Source organism: Paenarthrobacter sp. YJN-D (assembly GCF_015040335.1).
GTDB classification, from domain to species: Bacteria; Actinomycetota; Actinomycetes; order Actinomycetales; family Micrococcaceae; genus Arthrobacter; species Arthrobacter nicotinovorans.
Genome location: NZ_CP053549.1, coordinates 4,278,539 through 4,292,340 on the forward strand (window position 1 = coordinate 4,278,539; position 13,802 = coordinate 4,292,340).

Annotated in this window: 13 protein-coding genes; 3 read left to right on the forward strand and 10 right to left on the reverse strand. The window is 62.0% G+C overall.

Going from position 1 to position 13,802, the window contains the following annotated elements; translation table 11 throughout:
* Positions 1 to 55: 55 nt before the first annotated feature.
* From HMI60_RS19990 to HMI60_RS20000, 3 genes are all read right to left on the reverse strand, one after another.
* On the reverse strand, positions 56 to 1,468 hold the full coding sequence (locus HMI60_RS19990) for an amino acid permease (RefSeq protein ID WP_193590287.1): 1,413 nt from the start codon (positions 1,466 to 1,468) through the stop codon (positions 56 to 58).
* Positions 1,469 to 1,691: 223 nt separating this feature from the next.
* Positions 1,692 to 2,999 carry a M18 family aminopeptidase gene (locus tag HMI60_RS19995; protein WP_193590288.1) on the reverse strand — a complete coding sequence of 436 codons (1,308 nt, stop codon included), beginning with the start codon at positions 2,997 to 2,999 and terminating at the stop codon, positions 1,692 to 1,694.
* A 74-nt stretch (positions 3,000 to 3,073) separates the two neighbouring features.
* Positions 3,074 to 3,970, reverse strand: a complete 897-nt coding sequence (locus HMI60_RS20000) for a 3,4-dioxygenase subunit beta (protein WP_193590289.1) — start codon at positions 3,968 to 3,970, stop codon at positions 3,074 to 3,076.
* Between the two features lie 179 nt (positions 3,971 to 4,149).
* Here HMI60_RS20000 and HMI60_RS20005 point away from each other — a divergent pair, with 179 nt between their 5' ends.
* From HMI60_RS20005 to HMI60_RS20015, 3 genes are read left to right on the forward strand one after another with little or no spacing between them, the layout of a single operon-like run.
* On the forward strand, positions 4,150 to 4,599 hold the full coding sequence (locus HMI60_RS20005) for a hypothetical protein (RefSeq protein ID WP_193590290.1): 450 nt from the start codon (positions 4,150 to 4,152) through the stop codon (positions 4,597 to 4,599).
* Positions 4,596 to 5,336: a cyclase family protein gene (locus HMI60_RS20010; protein ID WP_193590291.1), complete on the forward strand. Its 741-nt coding sequence runs from the start codon at positions 4,596 to 4,598 to the stop codon at positions 5,334 to 5,336. The genes HMI60_RS20005 and HMI60_RS20010 overlap by 4 nt, the downstream gene beginning before the upstream one ends.
* A 42-nt stretch (positions 5,337 to 5,378) precedes the next feature.
* Positions 5,379 to 6,149: an IclR family transcriptional regulator gene (locus HMI60_RS20015; protein ID WP_193590292.1), complete on the forward strand. Its 771-nt coding sequence runs from the start codon at positions 5,379 to 5,381 to the stop codon at positions 6,147 to 6,149.
* Here the strand turns inward: HMI60_RS20015 and HMI60_RS20020 are convergent.
* The 7 genes from HMI60_RS20020 to HMI60_RS20050 form a co-directional block, all read right to left on the reverse strand.
* The gene (locus HMI60_RS20020; protein WP_193590293.1) at positions 6,140 to 6,910 is read right to left on the reverse strand and encodes an IclR family transcriptional regulator; all 771 of its coding nucleotides are present in this window, start codon (positions 6,908 to 6,910) and stop codon (positions 6,140 to 6,142) included. The genes HMI60_RS20015 and HMI60_RS20020 overlap by 10 nt on opposite strands.
* Before the next feature lie 36 nt (positions 6,911 to 6,946).
* Positions 6,947 to 8,116, reverse strand: coding sequence for an alanine racemase (alr, locus tag HMI60_RS20025; protein WP_193590294.1), 1,170 nt, complete (start codon positions 8,114 to 8,116; stop codon positions 6,947 to 6,949).
* Positions 8,117 to 8,188: 72 nt separating this feature from the next.
* A complete protein-coding gene (locus HMI60_RS20030) occupies positions 8,189 to 9,631 on the reverse strand; it encodes an amino acid permease (RefSeq protein WP_039243531.1) in 1,443 nt (480 codons plus the stop codon).
* Between the two features lie 184 nt (positions 9,632 to 9,815).
* Positions 9,816 to 10,505 carry a response regulator transcription factor gene (locus tag HMI60_RS20035; RefSeq protein ID WP_018778518.1) on the reverse strand — a complete coding sequence of 230 codons (690 nt, stop codon included), beginning with the start codon at positions 10,503 to 10,505 and terminating at the stop codon, positions 9,816 to 9,818.
* Positions 10,502 to 11,791, reverse strand: coding sequence for a sensor histidine kinase (locus tag HMI60_RS20040; protein ID WP_039243532.1), 1,290 nt, complete (start codon positions 11,789 to 11,791; stop codon positions 10,502 to 10,504). The genes HMI60_RS20035 and HMI60_RS20040 overlap by 4 nt, the downstream gene beginning before the upstream one ends.
* A 26-nt stretch (positions 11,792 to 11,817) precedes the next feature.
* The gene (locus tag HMI60_RS20045) at positions 11,818 to 12,708 is read right to left on the reverse strand and encodes an ABC transporter permease (protein WP_227453617.1); all 891 of its coding nucleotides are present in this window, start codon (positions 12,706 to 12,708) and stop codon (positions 11,818 to 11,820) included.
* 14 nt (positions 12,709 to 12,722) lie between these two features.
* Complete coding sequence (locus HMI60_RS20050; RefSeq protein WP_018778515.1) at positions 12,723 to 13,664, reverse strand: ABC transporter ATP-binding protein; 942 nt, start codon at positions 13,662 to 13,664, stop codon at positions 12,723 to 12,725.
* Positions 13,665 to 13,802: the final 138 nt, after the last annotated feature.

Below are 13,802 nucleotides of genomic sequence, written 5' to 3' on the forward strand. Positions count from 1 at the left end.
AACGGGGCAGCCGCCGTCGAACACCGACGGCAACTGCCCCGCATCAGAAAGAAACTTACGCCGCCGGTCCGGAACCGACCGCGGAAGGTTCGGCTGAAGCGGCATCCTGGTGCGGGCTGCCACCGTTCCTGCGGTAGCGGAACACTCCGATGCCCACCACCACAGCGGCGAGGCCCAGCGACAGGAACAGCGACTCGCGGGTGGACTCGAGGATGACCATGCCGATGATGAGCGCAACGATGCTGCCGATGGCGATCCAGGTGAGGTACGGGAAGAACCACATTTTGAGCTCGAGCTCCTTGGCTGCAGCACCCATGCGCCTGCGCAGGATGAGCTGGGAAGTCGCAATGACCAGCCACACGAACAGGGCGATCGCGCCCGAGGTGTTCACCAGGAAAAGGAACACCGTGTCCGGCGCGATGTAGTTCAAGCCAACCGTGATGAAACCAACCACCGTGGAAGCAAGGACGGCTGCTGCGGGGACACCGCGCTTGGAAATCTTCATCCACGACTTGGGAGCATCGCCGCGCCGGGAGAGCGAGAAGAGCATGCGGCTGGCGGTGTAGAGCCCTGAATTCAGGCAGGACAGCACCGAGGTGAGGACCACGATGTCCATGATGGTGCCGGCGCCCGGGATGCCATAAAGCTCGATGACGGCGACGTAGGGGCTCTTGGCGACGGACGCGTCGTTCCACGGCAGGAGTGTGACAACAATGGCGATGGAGCCGATGTAGAAGATCAGGATGCGCCACACTGTGGACTTCACGGCCTTCTTGACGGCGTCTACGGGGTTCTCGGATTCACCCGCAGCGATGGTCGCGATTTCGGCACCGAAGAAGGAGAAGACCACGACGAGGATGCCCGCCAACACTGCGCCGGGACCGTTGGGCATGAAGCCGCCCTGGTCCAGCAGATTGGCGACACCCGGGGCGGATACACCGGGCATGAGACCGAGAATTGCTGCGATGCCTGCAAGGAGGAAGATCACGATCGCCGCAACCTTGATCGAAGCGAACCAGAATTCGAACTCGCCGTAGGACTTGACTGATCCGAGGTTGGTCAGCGTCAGGAGAACCATGAGAACCAACGCCCAGATCCACTGATCGACGCCGGGAACCCAGCGGTGCATGATGGCGGCACCCGCCGTTGCCTCGATGCCGAGGACGATGATCCAAAACCAGGCATAAAGCCAGCCAATACTGAACCCTGCCCAGCGGCCAAGGGCCTTGTCTGCGTATGTGGAAAACGAACCCGTCTCCGGGTTGGCGGCCGCCATCTCACCAAGCATGCGCATGACGAGGATGACAACCAGGCCGGCGGCCAGATAGGCCACGAGGATGCCGGGTCCGGCCTGCTGGATAGCAGCACCGGAGCCAACAAACAGACCTGCTCCGATGACGCCCGCAATGGCGATCATGGAGAGGTGGCGGGGTTTCAGTGACTTTGAAAGCTGTTGGTCAGCGTGCATGGATCGGCGCCGTCCTTTGGGTTTGAGTTGGGCCATGAGTGGTGTGCCACGGGCCACACGACTTTCCCACACTAGCCAGCACCAGAGGGCGGATTGCTGTGCAATTGGACATTTTGACACCTCCAAAAAAGGGAGACTGCACAAAATGTATTTTCACAGGCAACATAAGTTTCCTTATGAAAACATTCGAAATATGCGCGAAACGAGTGTTTGAGGCTTTCGGCTAGACCGACGTCCGGAAGAACAGTTCCGTCACCGCCGCAAGATGATGCGGATCCTGCACGCCGCACAGCTCACGCGCCGAGTGCATCGACAGCAGCGGGATACCGACGTCCACGGTGCGGATCCCCAGGCGCGTGGCAGTCAACGGGCCGATGGTCGATCCGCAGGGAAGATCGTTGTTGGAGACGTACTCCTGGTAGGGCACGTTCGCCTCGGCGCACATCCTGGCCCACAGCGCAGCTCCCGCGGCATCGGTGGCGTAGCGCTGGTTGGCATTGATCTTCAGGAGGGGACCACCGTTAAGAACCGGCTTGTTCGCCGGGTCATGCTTCTCGGCGTAGTTCGGATGGACAGCGTGGCCGGCGTCCGCGGAAACACAGAACGACGCCGCCACGGCCTGCCGCCGCTGGGTCACCGAGGCTCCCAATCCATCAGAGATGCGCACCAGCATGTCCTCAAGGATGGGACCGCAAGCGCCCGAGCGCGAATTGGAGCCGATCTCCTCGTGATCGAACGCTGCAAGAACAGCGATCGGGCCGTCCTCCGGGGACGAGGAAGCGTGGGCAATCAAGGCCACCAACCCCGCGTGAGTGGAGGAAAGGTTGTCCATGCGGCCGGAGGCGAAGAACTCGCCCTTGGCCCCGAAAACCGCAGGAGCCTGCGTGTCCGCCACGACGACGTCGTATCCGCCGATTTCGGAGGCATCCACCGAGGTGCCCTCGACGCCGGCGGCCAGCAGTCCCAGAAGGTCCTCGCCCACGGGATCGCCCTGGCCAAAGATCGGGTTCATGTGCTGCTGCTTTGACAGGTGCAGACCGTTGTCATTGACGCCCCGGTCAAGGTGGATGGCCAACTGGGGAAAACGCAGCAGCGGTCCTGTTGAGGTGAGGTGCTCGGTGCCGTCGCGCATGACCAGCCGGCCGGCGAGCTGCAGTTCGCGATCCAGCCACGAGTTGAGGAGCGGGCCACCGTAGACCTCGACTCCCGCCTGGAGCCAGCCGAACTTGCCGGTGGTGGGTTTCGGCTTCAATTTGAAGGACGGTGAATCTGTGTGTGCACCCAGGATGTTGAATCCGGTAGTGGGTCCGGCATTGGTGGGGGTAACCCAGGCGATCAACGCGCCGTCACGAATGACATAGAACTTTCCCGCTCCACCGTCCCACGGCTGCCGCTCGTCCAATCCAGTGAAACCGGCCTCGTCAAGGCGGCGCGCGGCCTCGTGCACTGCGTGGAAACTCGACGGCGACGCCGAGACGTACACGCCGAGATCCTGGATATGGTCAACTGCTGCGGAAGCGTTTGAAGGCATGCTCCCGAGTCTAGCCGCATGGATTCAACCGCCTGTCCGGACCACCTGGCACCCTGCCCCGGACAGCTGCGGGGTCAGATGGTAACGTTCAGGGCGGCCGTATAGCCGCCGGCAACCGAGCCGGAAATAGTCGCCAACTGGTATATGCCCCCATCGTCACCAAAGACGTTGTCAGAGGACAGGGTGGTTTTCGGGAAGCTTCGGGCACTGTTTTCGTAACCGGCGGTCGCGTACACGGTCTTGCAGGCGCTCTCAGTCAAGGCTATCTGCGACACCGCCAGCACCTGGCCCGCCTTGGTTGCGTTGCTCATCGACTCAAATACCTCAAAGTGAATATGAGGCCAGCGGCCCATGTAGGCGCCGGGAAAGACCGTACTGAAAGTGAGCTGGCCATTTTCATCCGATTCCTGGACACCCCGCAGGTAGTTCTCGTCTTCCAGGCCGGAATCGTAGAGCGAATACTTGCCGTTTTGGTCGCAATGCCAAACATACACAGCCGCGCCCGCCAGGGGAGAGCACCCGTTGGCGTTATCCAGAAGCGTCAAGGTGACAGTGAGCGGCACGCCCGCGGCCTTCGTACTGGACGCTCCGAAACTGGATCTGATGTCCCGTCGCACAACTCCCGAAGCCTCCAGGACGTTGGGTCCGTTTGAGCCGTCGCCCGGGTAGGGCCCCAGCGTTTCCTCCGGGATTTCCGCTCCGCATTCGGCCAAGGCGCGGGTCACCGTACTGGTGGCCTCCGCCGACGATGAGGTGGCCGCCGTCGTGCCTTGCGATGGGGTGACGGTACCGGTGGAGGTTCCCGACGGCGTCGCGCCGCCGCCTTGCGTCCCCGGCGTGCAGGCGGCGAGGGCGGCAACGGTTCCCGTCCCGAGAAGAACGCCCAAGGTCCGCCGCCGGCTCAGGAGCGTGGAGAGGTCGAACTCCAGTCCCTTGTCGTGGTTCGGGTGCGGCTGTTGAGGAGATGTCATGCCTCCATCAAAGCTGCAGTCACTGTGAGTTGTACATGGGGAATCTGTGTCAGGACTGTGACCGGTGAAGACTCCGAAATAGTGACATGCGTGCATAATAAGCATTTCGATATGCTTGTAATGCTCGTCACGTCGTGGCACGATGGCTTGCAACAGCAACTGACGGAAGGTCCCCTGCCATGAACATCCAACTGAAACCGGTGCGGAAGCTTCGCATCCACTGGCCCATTTCGGTAGAGACGATGACCCAGCTCGCCGACGGCCAGCTTCAGGCCCTTGAGTCCGACGCCGGTATCGCCTCGTTGCTGGACGCGCTGACATCAACCCCGGAGCTGGGCGGGTTCGGGAACTACCACCATGTCTTCGAATCCTCGGCCGGCTTTGAGGGATTCACAGTGGCAGAAGGAGCCAATCCCACCCTGGGCAGGGTAGGCCAGCGGACCATCTCACCCACTTTTGTCTTCACGACTTACTTTGACGACTCCCTTGACGACGCCGCCGTCCAACAGCTCGTCCAGACGATCGTCGACATTCACCCATGGGAGGTTCCCGTGATCGAGGTTTCGGGACCCCTCAGCGTCTCAAGCAGTGTTATGGACTCCCGCACCGAAATGCGGGTGGCATCATGAGCGCCTCAGTCTGGGAAGAGGTTGCACCACTCCTCCGCAACAGGACCTTCACGGATCTCACCCACGCCTTCCACCCCGGCCAACCGCACTTTTCGGCCTTTCCCGACGAGACACGGGAAGCCCTTTTCGACATGGAAAAGGGCGACGGATTCACTGCCCACAGGTATTCGATTGTGGGCCAGTGGGGCACGCACGTGGATCCGCCGTCGCATTTTGTCCGGGGAGGCCGGACGCTGGACCAGATACCTGTGGAGGACATGATGCTTCCCCTGGTTGTCCTGGACATCAGCCACCGTGTCCGAACCGATGCGGACGCAACCCCCACCCTTGACGATGTAAGGCAATGGGAAGCACGCAACGGGGCCGTCCCAAACGGGGCGTTCGTTGCCCTTCGGACCGGCTGGAGCAAACACTGGCCGGACGCATCGGCAATGGCCAACAGGGATGACGACGGCATCAGCCACACACCCGGGTGGTCACAGGAGGTGCTTCGGTATCTGGTCGAGGAGCGCTCCGTTGCTGCCGTAGGCCACGAGCAGACCGACACGGATCCCGGCATGGCTACCTCACGGCAGGACTTCAGCCTGGAAACGTACGTCCTGGCCCAGGACCGCTGGCAGATCGAGCTGCTGGCCAACCTGGATGAACTACCGGAATCCGGCGCCATGCTGATGGCCACGTGGGCAAAGCCCTTGGAGGGCAGCGGTTTTCCGGCACGGGTGTTCGCCATTCACTGACGCCGTACCGGTCCGGCGCCCGGGGCTGACTAGAATCAATCCATGTCAAAGACCTCCAGCATGGGCCGCGGCATGATGGCCTTACTCACCGTTGGGGCGCGTCACGCGGAAGGATTCGACGGCGGTACGGTGGCTGACATTGCAGCCCACCTGGACAAGGACCGCAGCCAGGTCTCTCGCAGCCTCAAAGGTGCACAGCTGGAAGGTTTCCTCACAAGGACCGAGCAGCGCGAGTATTGCCTGGACTGGTCCTTCCTGACGGACGCGCAGCTGGTCACCGAACAGCGGCTCAAGACTGACGGCTTGACCGCATTGGAGGGTCTGGCATCCGAAACCAACGAAGCCTGCTTCCTGGGTGTGCTGAGCGGAAACAGTACTGTCACCATCGGCGAGCAGGTGCCTGAAAGCGCCAATCTGGTGGGTTCGTGGCTCGGCCGGCCCTACCCCGCCTACTGCAGCGACGCCGGCCAGGCGCTCTTGTGGGATGCGCCGAACTCAGACGTCCGGAAGATCTTTGACGGAGTCGAGTTCGTGAAGCACGGGCCCAATACGCCTGTGTCCGTTGACGATTTCCTGGAGCGGTTGGCCAAGGCAAGGGAACGCGGCTACTCGATCGTGGACGAGGAAGCCGAACCGGGCCTCTACTCCCTGTCCGCGCCCGTCCGGGACTTCAAAGGCGAAGTCGCTGCTGCATTGCAGATTGTCGGCCCGAAATCACGTTTGGAACCCCAGCGCGAAGCCTTCGCCACGGCTCTTGGTTCGTGGCGGGACTGGCTTGAGTCTTCAGTTGGAGGACAGTCAGGTCAATCCTGAGGTTGGGCCGCGCTGCCGAGCCGGTTGGAAGCGGAGTGAAGCGCCGCTGCAATGTGTGGAGCCGCTTTCTCCAGATCAGCGCGGCTTCCCAGGACGCTGAGTGCGGCAATAATGCGGGCTCCGCCTGCCCGGACCGGTACTGCCAGCTCCCAGACGCCGTGCTCGAATTCCTCCGCAGCCAGGACATACCCCTGTGGCTTGTCCTTGTCCATGAGGGTGGCCACCTCCGCTGCGGAATGCGCCGCGGCGGGGCCGCCAACGCCAATGAAGTTGGCCTCGCGGAGCAGACCCTCAAGCTCCTTTCCCGAATGGTCCCACAGCAAGGCCCGGCCGGCGCCCGTGCACCACACAGGGGTCACCATGCCGGGCTTGGCGAAGCCGCCAAGGACGGAGTTGTTGGCGGAAGAACGCAGCAGGAGCACCCGGACGCCGTCGCGCACTGAGAGCCTGGAGCGCAATCCATAAGAGGACACCAGCTCCTCAAGCTCGGGTCCGGATTGCTGGACCCAGCCTCCGTTCAGGGAGGCTGCCAGGGTGAAGAACCGCGGCCCTGTGCGGAAAGGACCCCGATCCACGCGTTCCAGCAGCCCAAGATCACACAGTTCCTGCGCCAATCGTGAGACCCGGCTTTGTTCCATATCCAGCTCCGCAGCCAACTGCGAGACTCCCAGAAGTTGGCGTCCCTGCTTTTCGCGGTCCGTGACCAGCCGGATCAGGCGAAGGCCCTGCGCCAACGACGAAGCCTCTGTTGACACATCCACGAATCAGGCTCCTTCCACCAAGCGCTCACGCCATTCTCACACGTTGGCGCAGACCCTGAGGATCCTGGCATCCTTGGCCCACACCGTGTACAAATCTGCGAGAATTCCGGCGTTGGCTGCTTCAAGCTCTCCCGAAGTGATTTCGGACCGGTCCTGGCGCCCGAACAGGACCACTTCGTCCCCGGGCAGGACCTCCGGAACGGATGTCACATCAACCACCATTGAGTTCATGGAAATCACGTCGACGATGGGCACGCGTCGGCCGCGGACCAGGACATCGCCGCGATGGTCGGCGCTTCGACGGCCGAGTGCGCGTCGATACCCATCGCCATAGCCCACAGTGACTGTTGCCAAACGGGATTCTGTCGCCAGGGTATGGGTCAGCCCATAGCCCACCTTGCTTCCCGCGGAATAGGTGTTCACCGAGCCGATGCGTGCCTTGAAGGTCAGGCAGCGGCTGAATCCGGGCTGCGCGGGTTCCGTGTCACCGTAGAGGACGGCCCCGGTCCGTACCATGTCCATCCACGACGCCCGGACGTTCAGGGTTGAAAATGAGTTCGCCGCGTGGAGGAGCACTTCGCTGCGGGGCACTTGCGCGGCTTGGAGGATAGCTTCGGACTCGGCCCTGAAACGCCGCAGCGATTCTTCTATGTTCTTCACGTCATCGCAGGGAAAATGCGTCATGATGCCGGCGGGTTGAAGCCAAGGCTGGCTCAGGATCCCGACTGCGCAGGCCCTGCCGCGGGAAGAAGACACGTCAAGGCTGTGGCGGCTGATACCCGACGAGTTAATGTCCAGGTGCACCCGTAATTTCCGGCCCGTTTCCTCGGCGATCCCGCTCATGGCCAAGGCACTCTGCGGATCAGAGACGAGTTCTTCGATGGAGAAGTCCATGCCCGCCCTGACTTCCTGCGGGGCCGCTGCTCGAACGCGGAGCAGTTTTCCATGAAAACCATGTCTCCGCGCCAGCTCTGCTTCATGATTCGACCCCACCCCTATGTAGGGAACGTCCTGACGAACCAGGAACGGCAGCAACATGTCAGCCCCGTGGCCGTAGGCGTCGGATTTGATCACGGCACACAGCAAGGCCCGGCCTTCCAGGAGTTGCCTCATGGATCGGACGTTGCCATCAAAGGCGTCACCGTCAACTTCCAACCAACTGGAAAACTTCCCGGCCGGTTCCGTGGACTGGGTTGTTTGGGCCATCCTGCCCTCCCCCTTTCAAGACAGTCAGGCGGCGGGGCAATATTGCCCTGCCGCCTGACGTGGCAACCTGGATCAGACCGACTGCTTTACTTTCACAGTCCGGCCGTATCGGAAGTGGAAATACAGGTAGCAGGCAGCCACAAAGGGGATACCGAAGTAGAGGGCAGCCACCTGCGCGGGATCGGACGCAATGCCCACCAGTGAGAGCAGGCACAGTCCGAAGGCCAGGATCGGAACTACAGGGAAGAACGGTGCCTTATAGGCAAGGTCAGCCACCCGTCCCCCGTTGCGGACAAAGGCCCGGCGATGGAAGAAATGCGAGGCGGTGATGGACATCCATACCCCGACGACGGCGAAGCCGGCTACGGAGACGAGGGCCAGGTACACGGTCTCCGGAGCAGCCACGCTGCTGATCAGGGACGCCAGCCCTCCCACCATGCTGACGGACAGGGCAAGGAGTGGGATGCCCCGGCGGGTGAGGCGCTTGAGCGCCTTGGGAGCGTGCCCTTCGTCTGCAAGGGAGTAGAGCATGCGGGCACAGGAGAACAGGCCGCTGTTTCCGGCGGACAGGAGGGCGGTGATGATGACGAAGTTCATGATGTCCGCCGCGAAGGGAATGCCTACGGACGAGAAAACAGTGACGAACGGGCTCTCATCCAGTCCCACCTGGTCATAAGGAACGGTTGCGGCGATGACGGCGATTGCCCCCACGAAGAAGATCAGGAGGCGGATGACCGTGCTGCGCATGGCCTTGGGGATGTTCCGTGCCGGATCCTTGGTTTCGCCTGCCGCCACGCCAATCAATTCCGAGCCGGAGAAGGCGTAGAAGACGGCCAGGGCTGTCACCAGGACGCCGGAAAAGCCGTTGGGAAACAGGCCGCCTGAGGTATTGAAGTTCTCGAACAGGAACGGGTGGTGGTCGTTGTCCGAGAGTGGATGGAATCCGAAGAGGGCCGCCCCGCCGAACACGATCAGTGCGATGATCGCTCCGACTTTGATGATGGAGAACCAGAATTCAGATTCGCCAAAGAACTTGGACGAGAGCGCATTGAAGCCGAAGAGCATGGCAGCGAACACCAGGCACCACACCCATACCTCGACACCCGGGAACCACCGCTGCATGAGCAGGCCCGAGGCCGTGAACTCCGAACCGATCGCCACCGCCCAGCACAGCCAGTAGAGCCAGGCGGTGGTGAAGCCGGTAGCCGGACCAATTGAACGGGAAGCGTAGATGTGGAAGGCACCCGAGACCGGGTAGGCAATGGCGAGCTCGCCAAGGCAGGCCATCACCAGGTAGACCACGAAGGCTCCCACCAGGTAGGCGATGACTGCGCCCAGGGGGCCTGCCTGGGAGATGGTGTAGCCCGAGCTGAGGAACAAGCCTGAGCCGATGACACCTCCCATGGCAATCATGATGAGGTGACGCGGACCCATGGAACGGCGAAGGCCTGTTTCCAAAGGCGCCGGAGGGGCGTCAGCCGGGTGGTCCAGTTTCAGGGGGGTTGATGATTCCATGACTCGTCTCCGATAAGTGAAAGATGCGATCGGGACGCCTGGGACTTCCTGCGCGGGGGAGCCGGAGGCGCGCTTGTAGTGACGAAGGTAACACAGAATCGGCTCAAATAGTCATTAAAAACATTTATGAATGTCTATAACGCACATCTTGTGAAGAAAGTGGGCCCGGGCCGGGCCCACCGCATCAATAGTCCGGGTTGCTCGGCACCACCAGTCCGGTCTCGTAGGCGTAGACAACCACCTGCACGCGATCCCGCAGCTGCAGCTTGCTCAGGATCCGGCGGACGTGCGTCTTGACAGTGGCCTCCGAGAGGAAGAACTTATGGGCGATCTCCGCATTGGACAGACCCTCGGCGATGGTCGTGAGGATTTCGGTTTCGCGCGGCGTGAGTTCACCAAGCAAGGGATCCCGGTGGGGTGCGGGCGAATGGCCCGGCACTGCACCGCCCCGGACATACGTCTCCAGGAGCCGCTGCGTTACACGCGGGGCGACGACGGCGTCGCCGCTCGCCACGAGCCGCACCGCATGGACGAGCTCCACGGGCGCAACATCCTTGAGGAGGAAGGCAGAGGCTCCGGCCTGCAAACCGGTGAAGGCGTACTCATCGAGGTCGAACGTGGTCAGGATGATGACCCGCGCTTCCGAACCTGAATCGGAGATACGCCGCGTTGCCTCGATCCCGTCCATGGTGGGCATTCGGACGTCCATCAGCACCACGTCAGGTTGCAAGGCTTCGACCTGGCGGACGGCTTCAGCGCCATCGGACGCCTCGCCCACTACATGGAAGTCTTCTTCGCCTTCCAGAATGAGCCGGAAGCCCATCCTGAGCAGCGGCTGGTCGTCCACGAGCAGCACTTTGATGTCATTGGTCATGATTCCCCCTTGTCGCCGTTCCAGTGGAGGTCGGCGTGGACCGCCCAACCGCCTCTTTTGCCTGGACCGGCAGTAACGATTCCAGCATAGATTCCAGCGCGTTCATTCATCCCGGCAATGCCCAGCCCTGTGCCCAGGCTGCCAATCGATTCGCTGCCACCGTCCCTGGTTCCGCGTCCGTCGTCGAGGACATCAATGGTGACCACATCGCCGTCGCGGGCCACCTGGACGTCCACCCGGCTCAACGAGCGACCGTAACGCAACACGTTGGTCAGGGATTCCTGCACGATCCTGTAGACGGTGAGCTCGAACGCCGGGTCAGCCGGCAATGCCGGCCCGGTGTGCGCATAGTGCAGTGGCAGGCCGGCCGTGCGGAAGCCCTCCAGGAGCTTGGCCAGGTTGTACCCGGACTCAAGCGGCGTGAGCGGGGCCGGCCGGCCTGAATCATCACGTAGAACCCCCAGAACACGCCGCATATCCGCCAGGGCGGTGCGTCCGGTCCGCGAGAGTTCGCCAAGCACCTCGCCGGCACGTTCCGGATCCTTCTTGACCACAACTGCCGCACCATCCGAAAGACTGATCATGACCGTCAAAGAGTGGGCGACGACGTCGTGCATTTCGCGGGCGATGCGGTTGCGTTCGGTGACCTTGCCCAGCCGCGTGGTCCGGGCGGCCCAGGCAGCGATCTCCGCTTCGTGTTCCCGTCGCTGGCGAACCGAAATGCCAATGCCCGTGGCCAGCAGGTTCGACAACATGATGGTGACCGCCGTGGCGATGTTGTTGATGAGGTGGAAATTCTCCGGGACGTCCTGAAGCGTGTCCATCTGGGCCGGGCTAGTCCACATGAACAGGTAAAGCAGGCTCAGGGGCAGGCTTGCGGCGATAAAGACCGCAAACGTGATCCCGCGCTTCCGGAGGGAAGCCACCGCATAAAGGGCGAACCACAGGCCCGCCGAAACGTTGGAGCCCCAAGGGTTCAGGATGGTCGCCGAGATTTCCAGCAGGGCCACGGCCAGGACCACCTGGAGCGGGAACTGCCTCCTGAAGACCAGTGCCAAGGCAATAAGGAGCAGTATGGCCACCACGAGCCATTTGCCCTCACCGATCGAGGCGACGATGGTGGGCAACGCCAACAACACGTAGCAAAGCACCACCACGGCGTCCATGGCACGGGGACGCGTGAAGAAGTACCGCCGGATCCTGCCCCGTCGGCGTTGGGCAATTTCAGCGAAGGACGCGTCGGCCACGGCGGCCGGCGCGTCCTTCATCTGTGGAGCTTCAGTCATGAATTGAGCCTAGAGGGCACGTCGGCCTAGACGTCGCGCTTCTTGATCACGATGATGGCCGGAATCAGGAAGACCAGCACGTAGCCCAGGAAGATCAACCCACCCTGCCACGGGTCGATGACGCCGTCGGTGTGACCGATGGAAAGGAACCTGCCACCAGCCTCGCTGGGAATGTACTGCGGCACGTACTTCCAGAAGTCGCCCGGCACCAGTGAAAGGAAGCCGGACGCGATCGACAGTACGAAGAACAATGCGACAAGTACGGTCACGCCACCGGCCGAGTTGCGCAGGAGGGTTCCCAACGAAAGACCGATCAAAGCTACGCCGGCAACATACAGGCCACCGGTGAAGATGCTGTACAAGACACCGTCAGTGGACCACGTCAGATCAATATCCAGGCCCTGGAAGACGGGCATGGCGATGAGGAATGTCAATACGGCGGCAATGGTGGTGATGACGTAGGAGAGGACCACCAGAAGCAGCGCCTTGGCCGCGAAGGCCGGAATGCGCTTGGGAACTGCGTTCATGGTTGAACGGATCATGCCGGTGGCGTACTCGGACGAAATGAAGAGCACAGCCAGCGAGCCAAGGACCAAGGTGCCGATCTGGATGCCGGCATTGGGCAGGTTGTAGAGGTCGAATCCGGACCCCGGCGGGAAGGATTTCGTCAGCATCTCGCCGGTGACGGGCTGGCCGGCATCCTTGGCCTGCTTGATCATCTGATCAAGGAAGGTGAAGCGGATCAAAACGGCAAGGGCACCCACGCCCACTGTGGCAATAAGAGTCACAGCGAGCAGGATCACGGTGGACGTCAGTGAGCGGAGCTTGATCCACTCCGACTTGACTACTCCCCCAAAAGTAACGCCGCGGACCCCGGCCGATGCGTGGGCCGGTGCTTTGGTGCGGTTTTCAGTCATGGTGCTCATTGTCCTTACTTTCCTTCCGGGGCGGCAGAGACAGGCTCACCGGACATATGGGATTGGTACTCCACTTCGTCCTTGGTGAGATTGAAGTAGGCATCTTCCAGCGAGGAAACCTGCGGCGTCAGTTCGTAGACCAGCACGTTGTTGTCCAGGGCAACCTGGGCGATCTCACGCGGTTGCAGACCCACCACTTCCAGGGTCTCCGTCTGGCTCTGGTCCACCCGGACACCGTCTCCCACAAGCAAGGCCGACAGCTGGCTGGCAGCCGAGGTACGAACCAACGTTTTGGCCTGCTGGGCTCCGGCTATGATGTCCTGCACAGGAGCATCCGCGATGATCCTGCCCCGGCCGATCACAATCAGGTGGTCGGCGGTCTGCGCCATTTCGCTCATCAAGTGCGACGAAAGGAAAACGGTCTTGCCCTGGCTGGCCAGGTACTTGACCAGATTGCGCACCCACAGCACGCCTTCAGGATCGAGTCCGTTGACGGGCTCGTCGAGGATGAGGGTCTGAGGGTCACCGAGGAGTGCGGCCGCAATGCCGAGGCGCTGGCCCATACCCAGCGAGAACCCCCCGGCCTTCTTCTTCGCCACGGCGCCGAGCCCGGTCATCTCAATGACCTCGTGAACGCGGGCGGTAGGAATGCTGTGCGTTGCAGCCATGGCCAGCAGGTGGTTGTAGGCACTGCGGCTGGTGTGGACAGCCTTGGCATCCAGCAAGGCACCTACCTGGTGCAGGGGAGCCTTGTGCTGCGCATAGTGCAGGCCGTTGACCGTGACGTCGCCCGATGTGGGAGAGTCAAGCCCCATGATCATGCGCATCGTGGTGGACTTGCCGGCACCGTTCGGGCCCAGGAAGCCCGTCACCCGTCCAGCCTGGACAGTGAAACTGACACCGCCGACGGCAGTTTTTTGGCCGTAGACCTTAGTCAGGCCCTTTGCTTCGATCATGGAAGCGTTCCCCTCCTCGGAGCACATAAATGTGCAGGTGAGTTTTGAATGTACTCACCACGCTACTCAGGGAGGCCGCCCAAATCGCCTGTCTCAGGGATGATTCAGGGTTCAGTCAGGGTAGTCCTACCGGATGAC

Excerpts from the sequence above, each read along its gene's own strand:
- HMI60_RS19990 (WP_193590287.1), bottom strand. The coding sequence starts at position 1,468 with ATGCACGCTGACCAACAGCTTTCAAAGTCACTGAAACCCCGCCACCTC.
- HMI60_RS19995 (WP_193590288.1), bottom strand. The coding sequence starts at position 2,999 with ATGCCTTCAAACGCTTCCGCAGCAGTTGACCATATCCAGGATCTCGGC.
- HMI60_RS20000 (WP_193590289.1), bottom strand. The coding sequence starts at position 3,970 with ATGACATCTCCTCAACAGCCGCACCCGAACCACGACAAGGGACTGGAG.
- HMI60_RS20005 (WP_193590290.1), top strand. The coding sequence starts at position 4,150 with ATGAACATCCAACTGAAACCGGTGCGGAAGCTTCGCATCCACTGGCCC.
- HMI60_RS20010 (WP_193590291.1), top strand. The coding sequence starts at position 4,596 with ATGAGCGCCTCAGTCTGGGAAGAGGTTGCACCACTCCTCCGCAACAGG.
- HMI60_RS20015 (WP_193590292.1), top strand. The coding sequence starts at position 5,379 with ATGTCAAAGACCTCCAGCATGGGCCGCGGCATGATGGCCTTACTCACC.
- alr (WP_193590294.1), bottom strand. The coding sequence starts at position 8,116 with ATGGCCCAAACAACCCAGTCCACGGAACCGGCCGGGAAGTTTTCCAGT.
- HMI60_RS20030 (WP_039243531.1), bottom strand. The coding sequence starts at position 9,631 with ATGGAATCATCAACCCCCCTGAAACTGGACCACCCGGCTGACGCCCCT.
- HMI60_RS20035 (WP_018778518.1), bottom strand. The coding sequence starts at position 10,505 with ATGACCAATGACATCAAAGTGCTGCTCGTGGACGACCAGCCGCTGCTC.
- HMI60_RS20040 (WP_039243532.1), bottom strand. The coding sequence starts at position 11,791 with ATGACTGAAGCTCCACAGATGAAGGACGCGCCGGCCGCCGTGGCCGAC.
- HMI60_RS20045 (WP_227453617.1), bottom strand. The coding sequence starts at position 12,708 with ATGACTGAAAACCGCACCAAAGCACCGGCCCACGCATCGGCCGGGGTC.
- HMI60_RS20050 (WP_018778515.1), bottom strand. The coding sequence starts at position 13,664 with ATGATCGAAGCAAAGGGCCTGACTAAGGTCTACGGCCAAAAAACTGCC.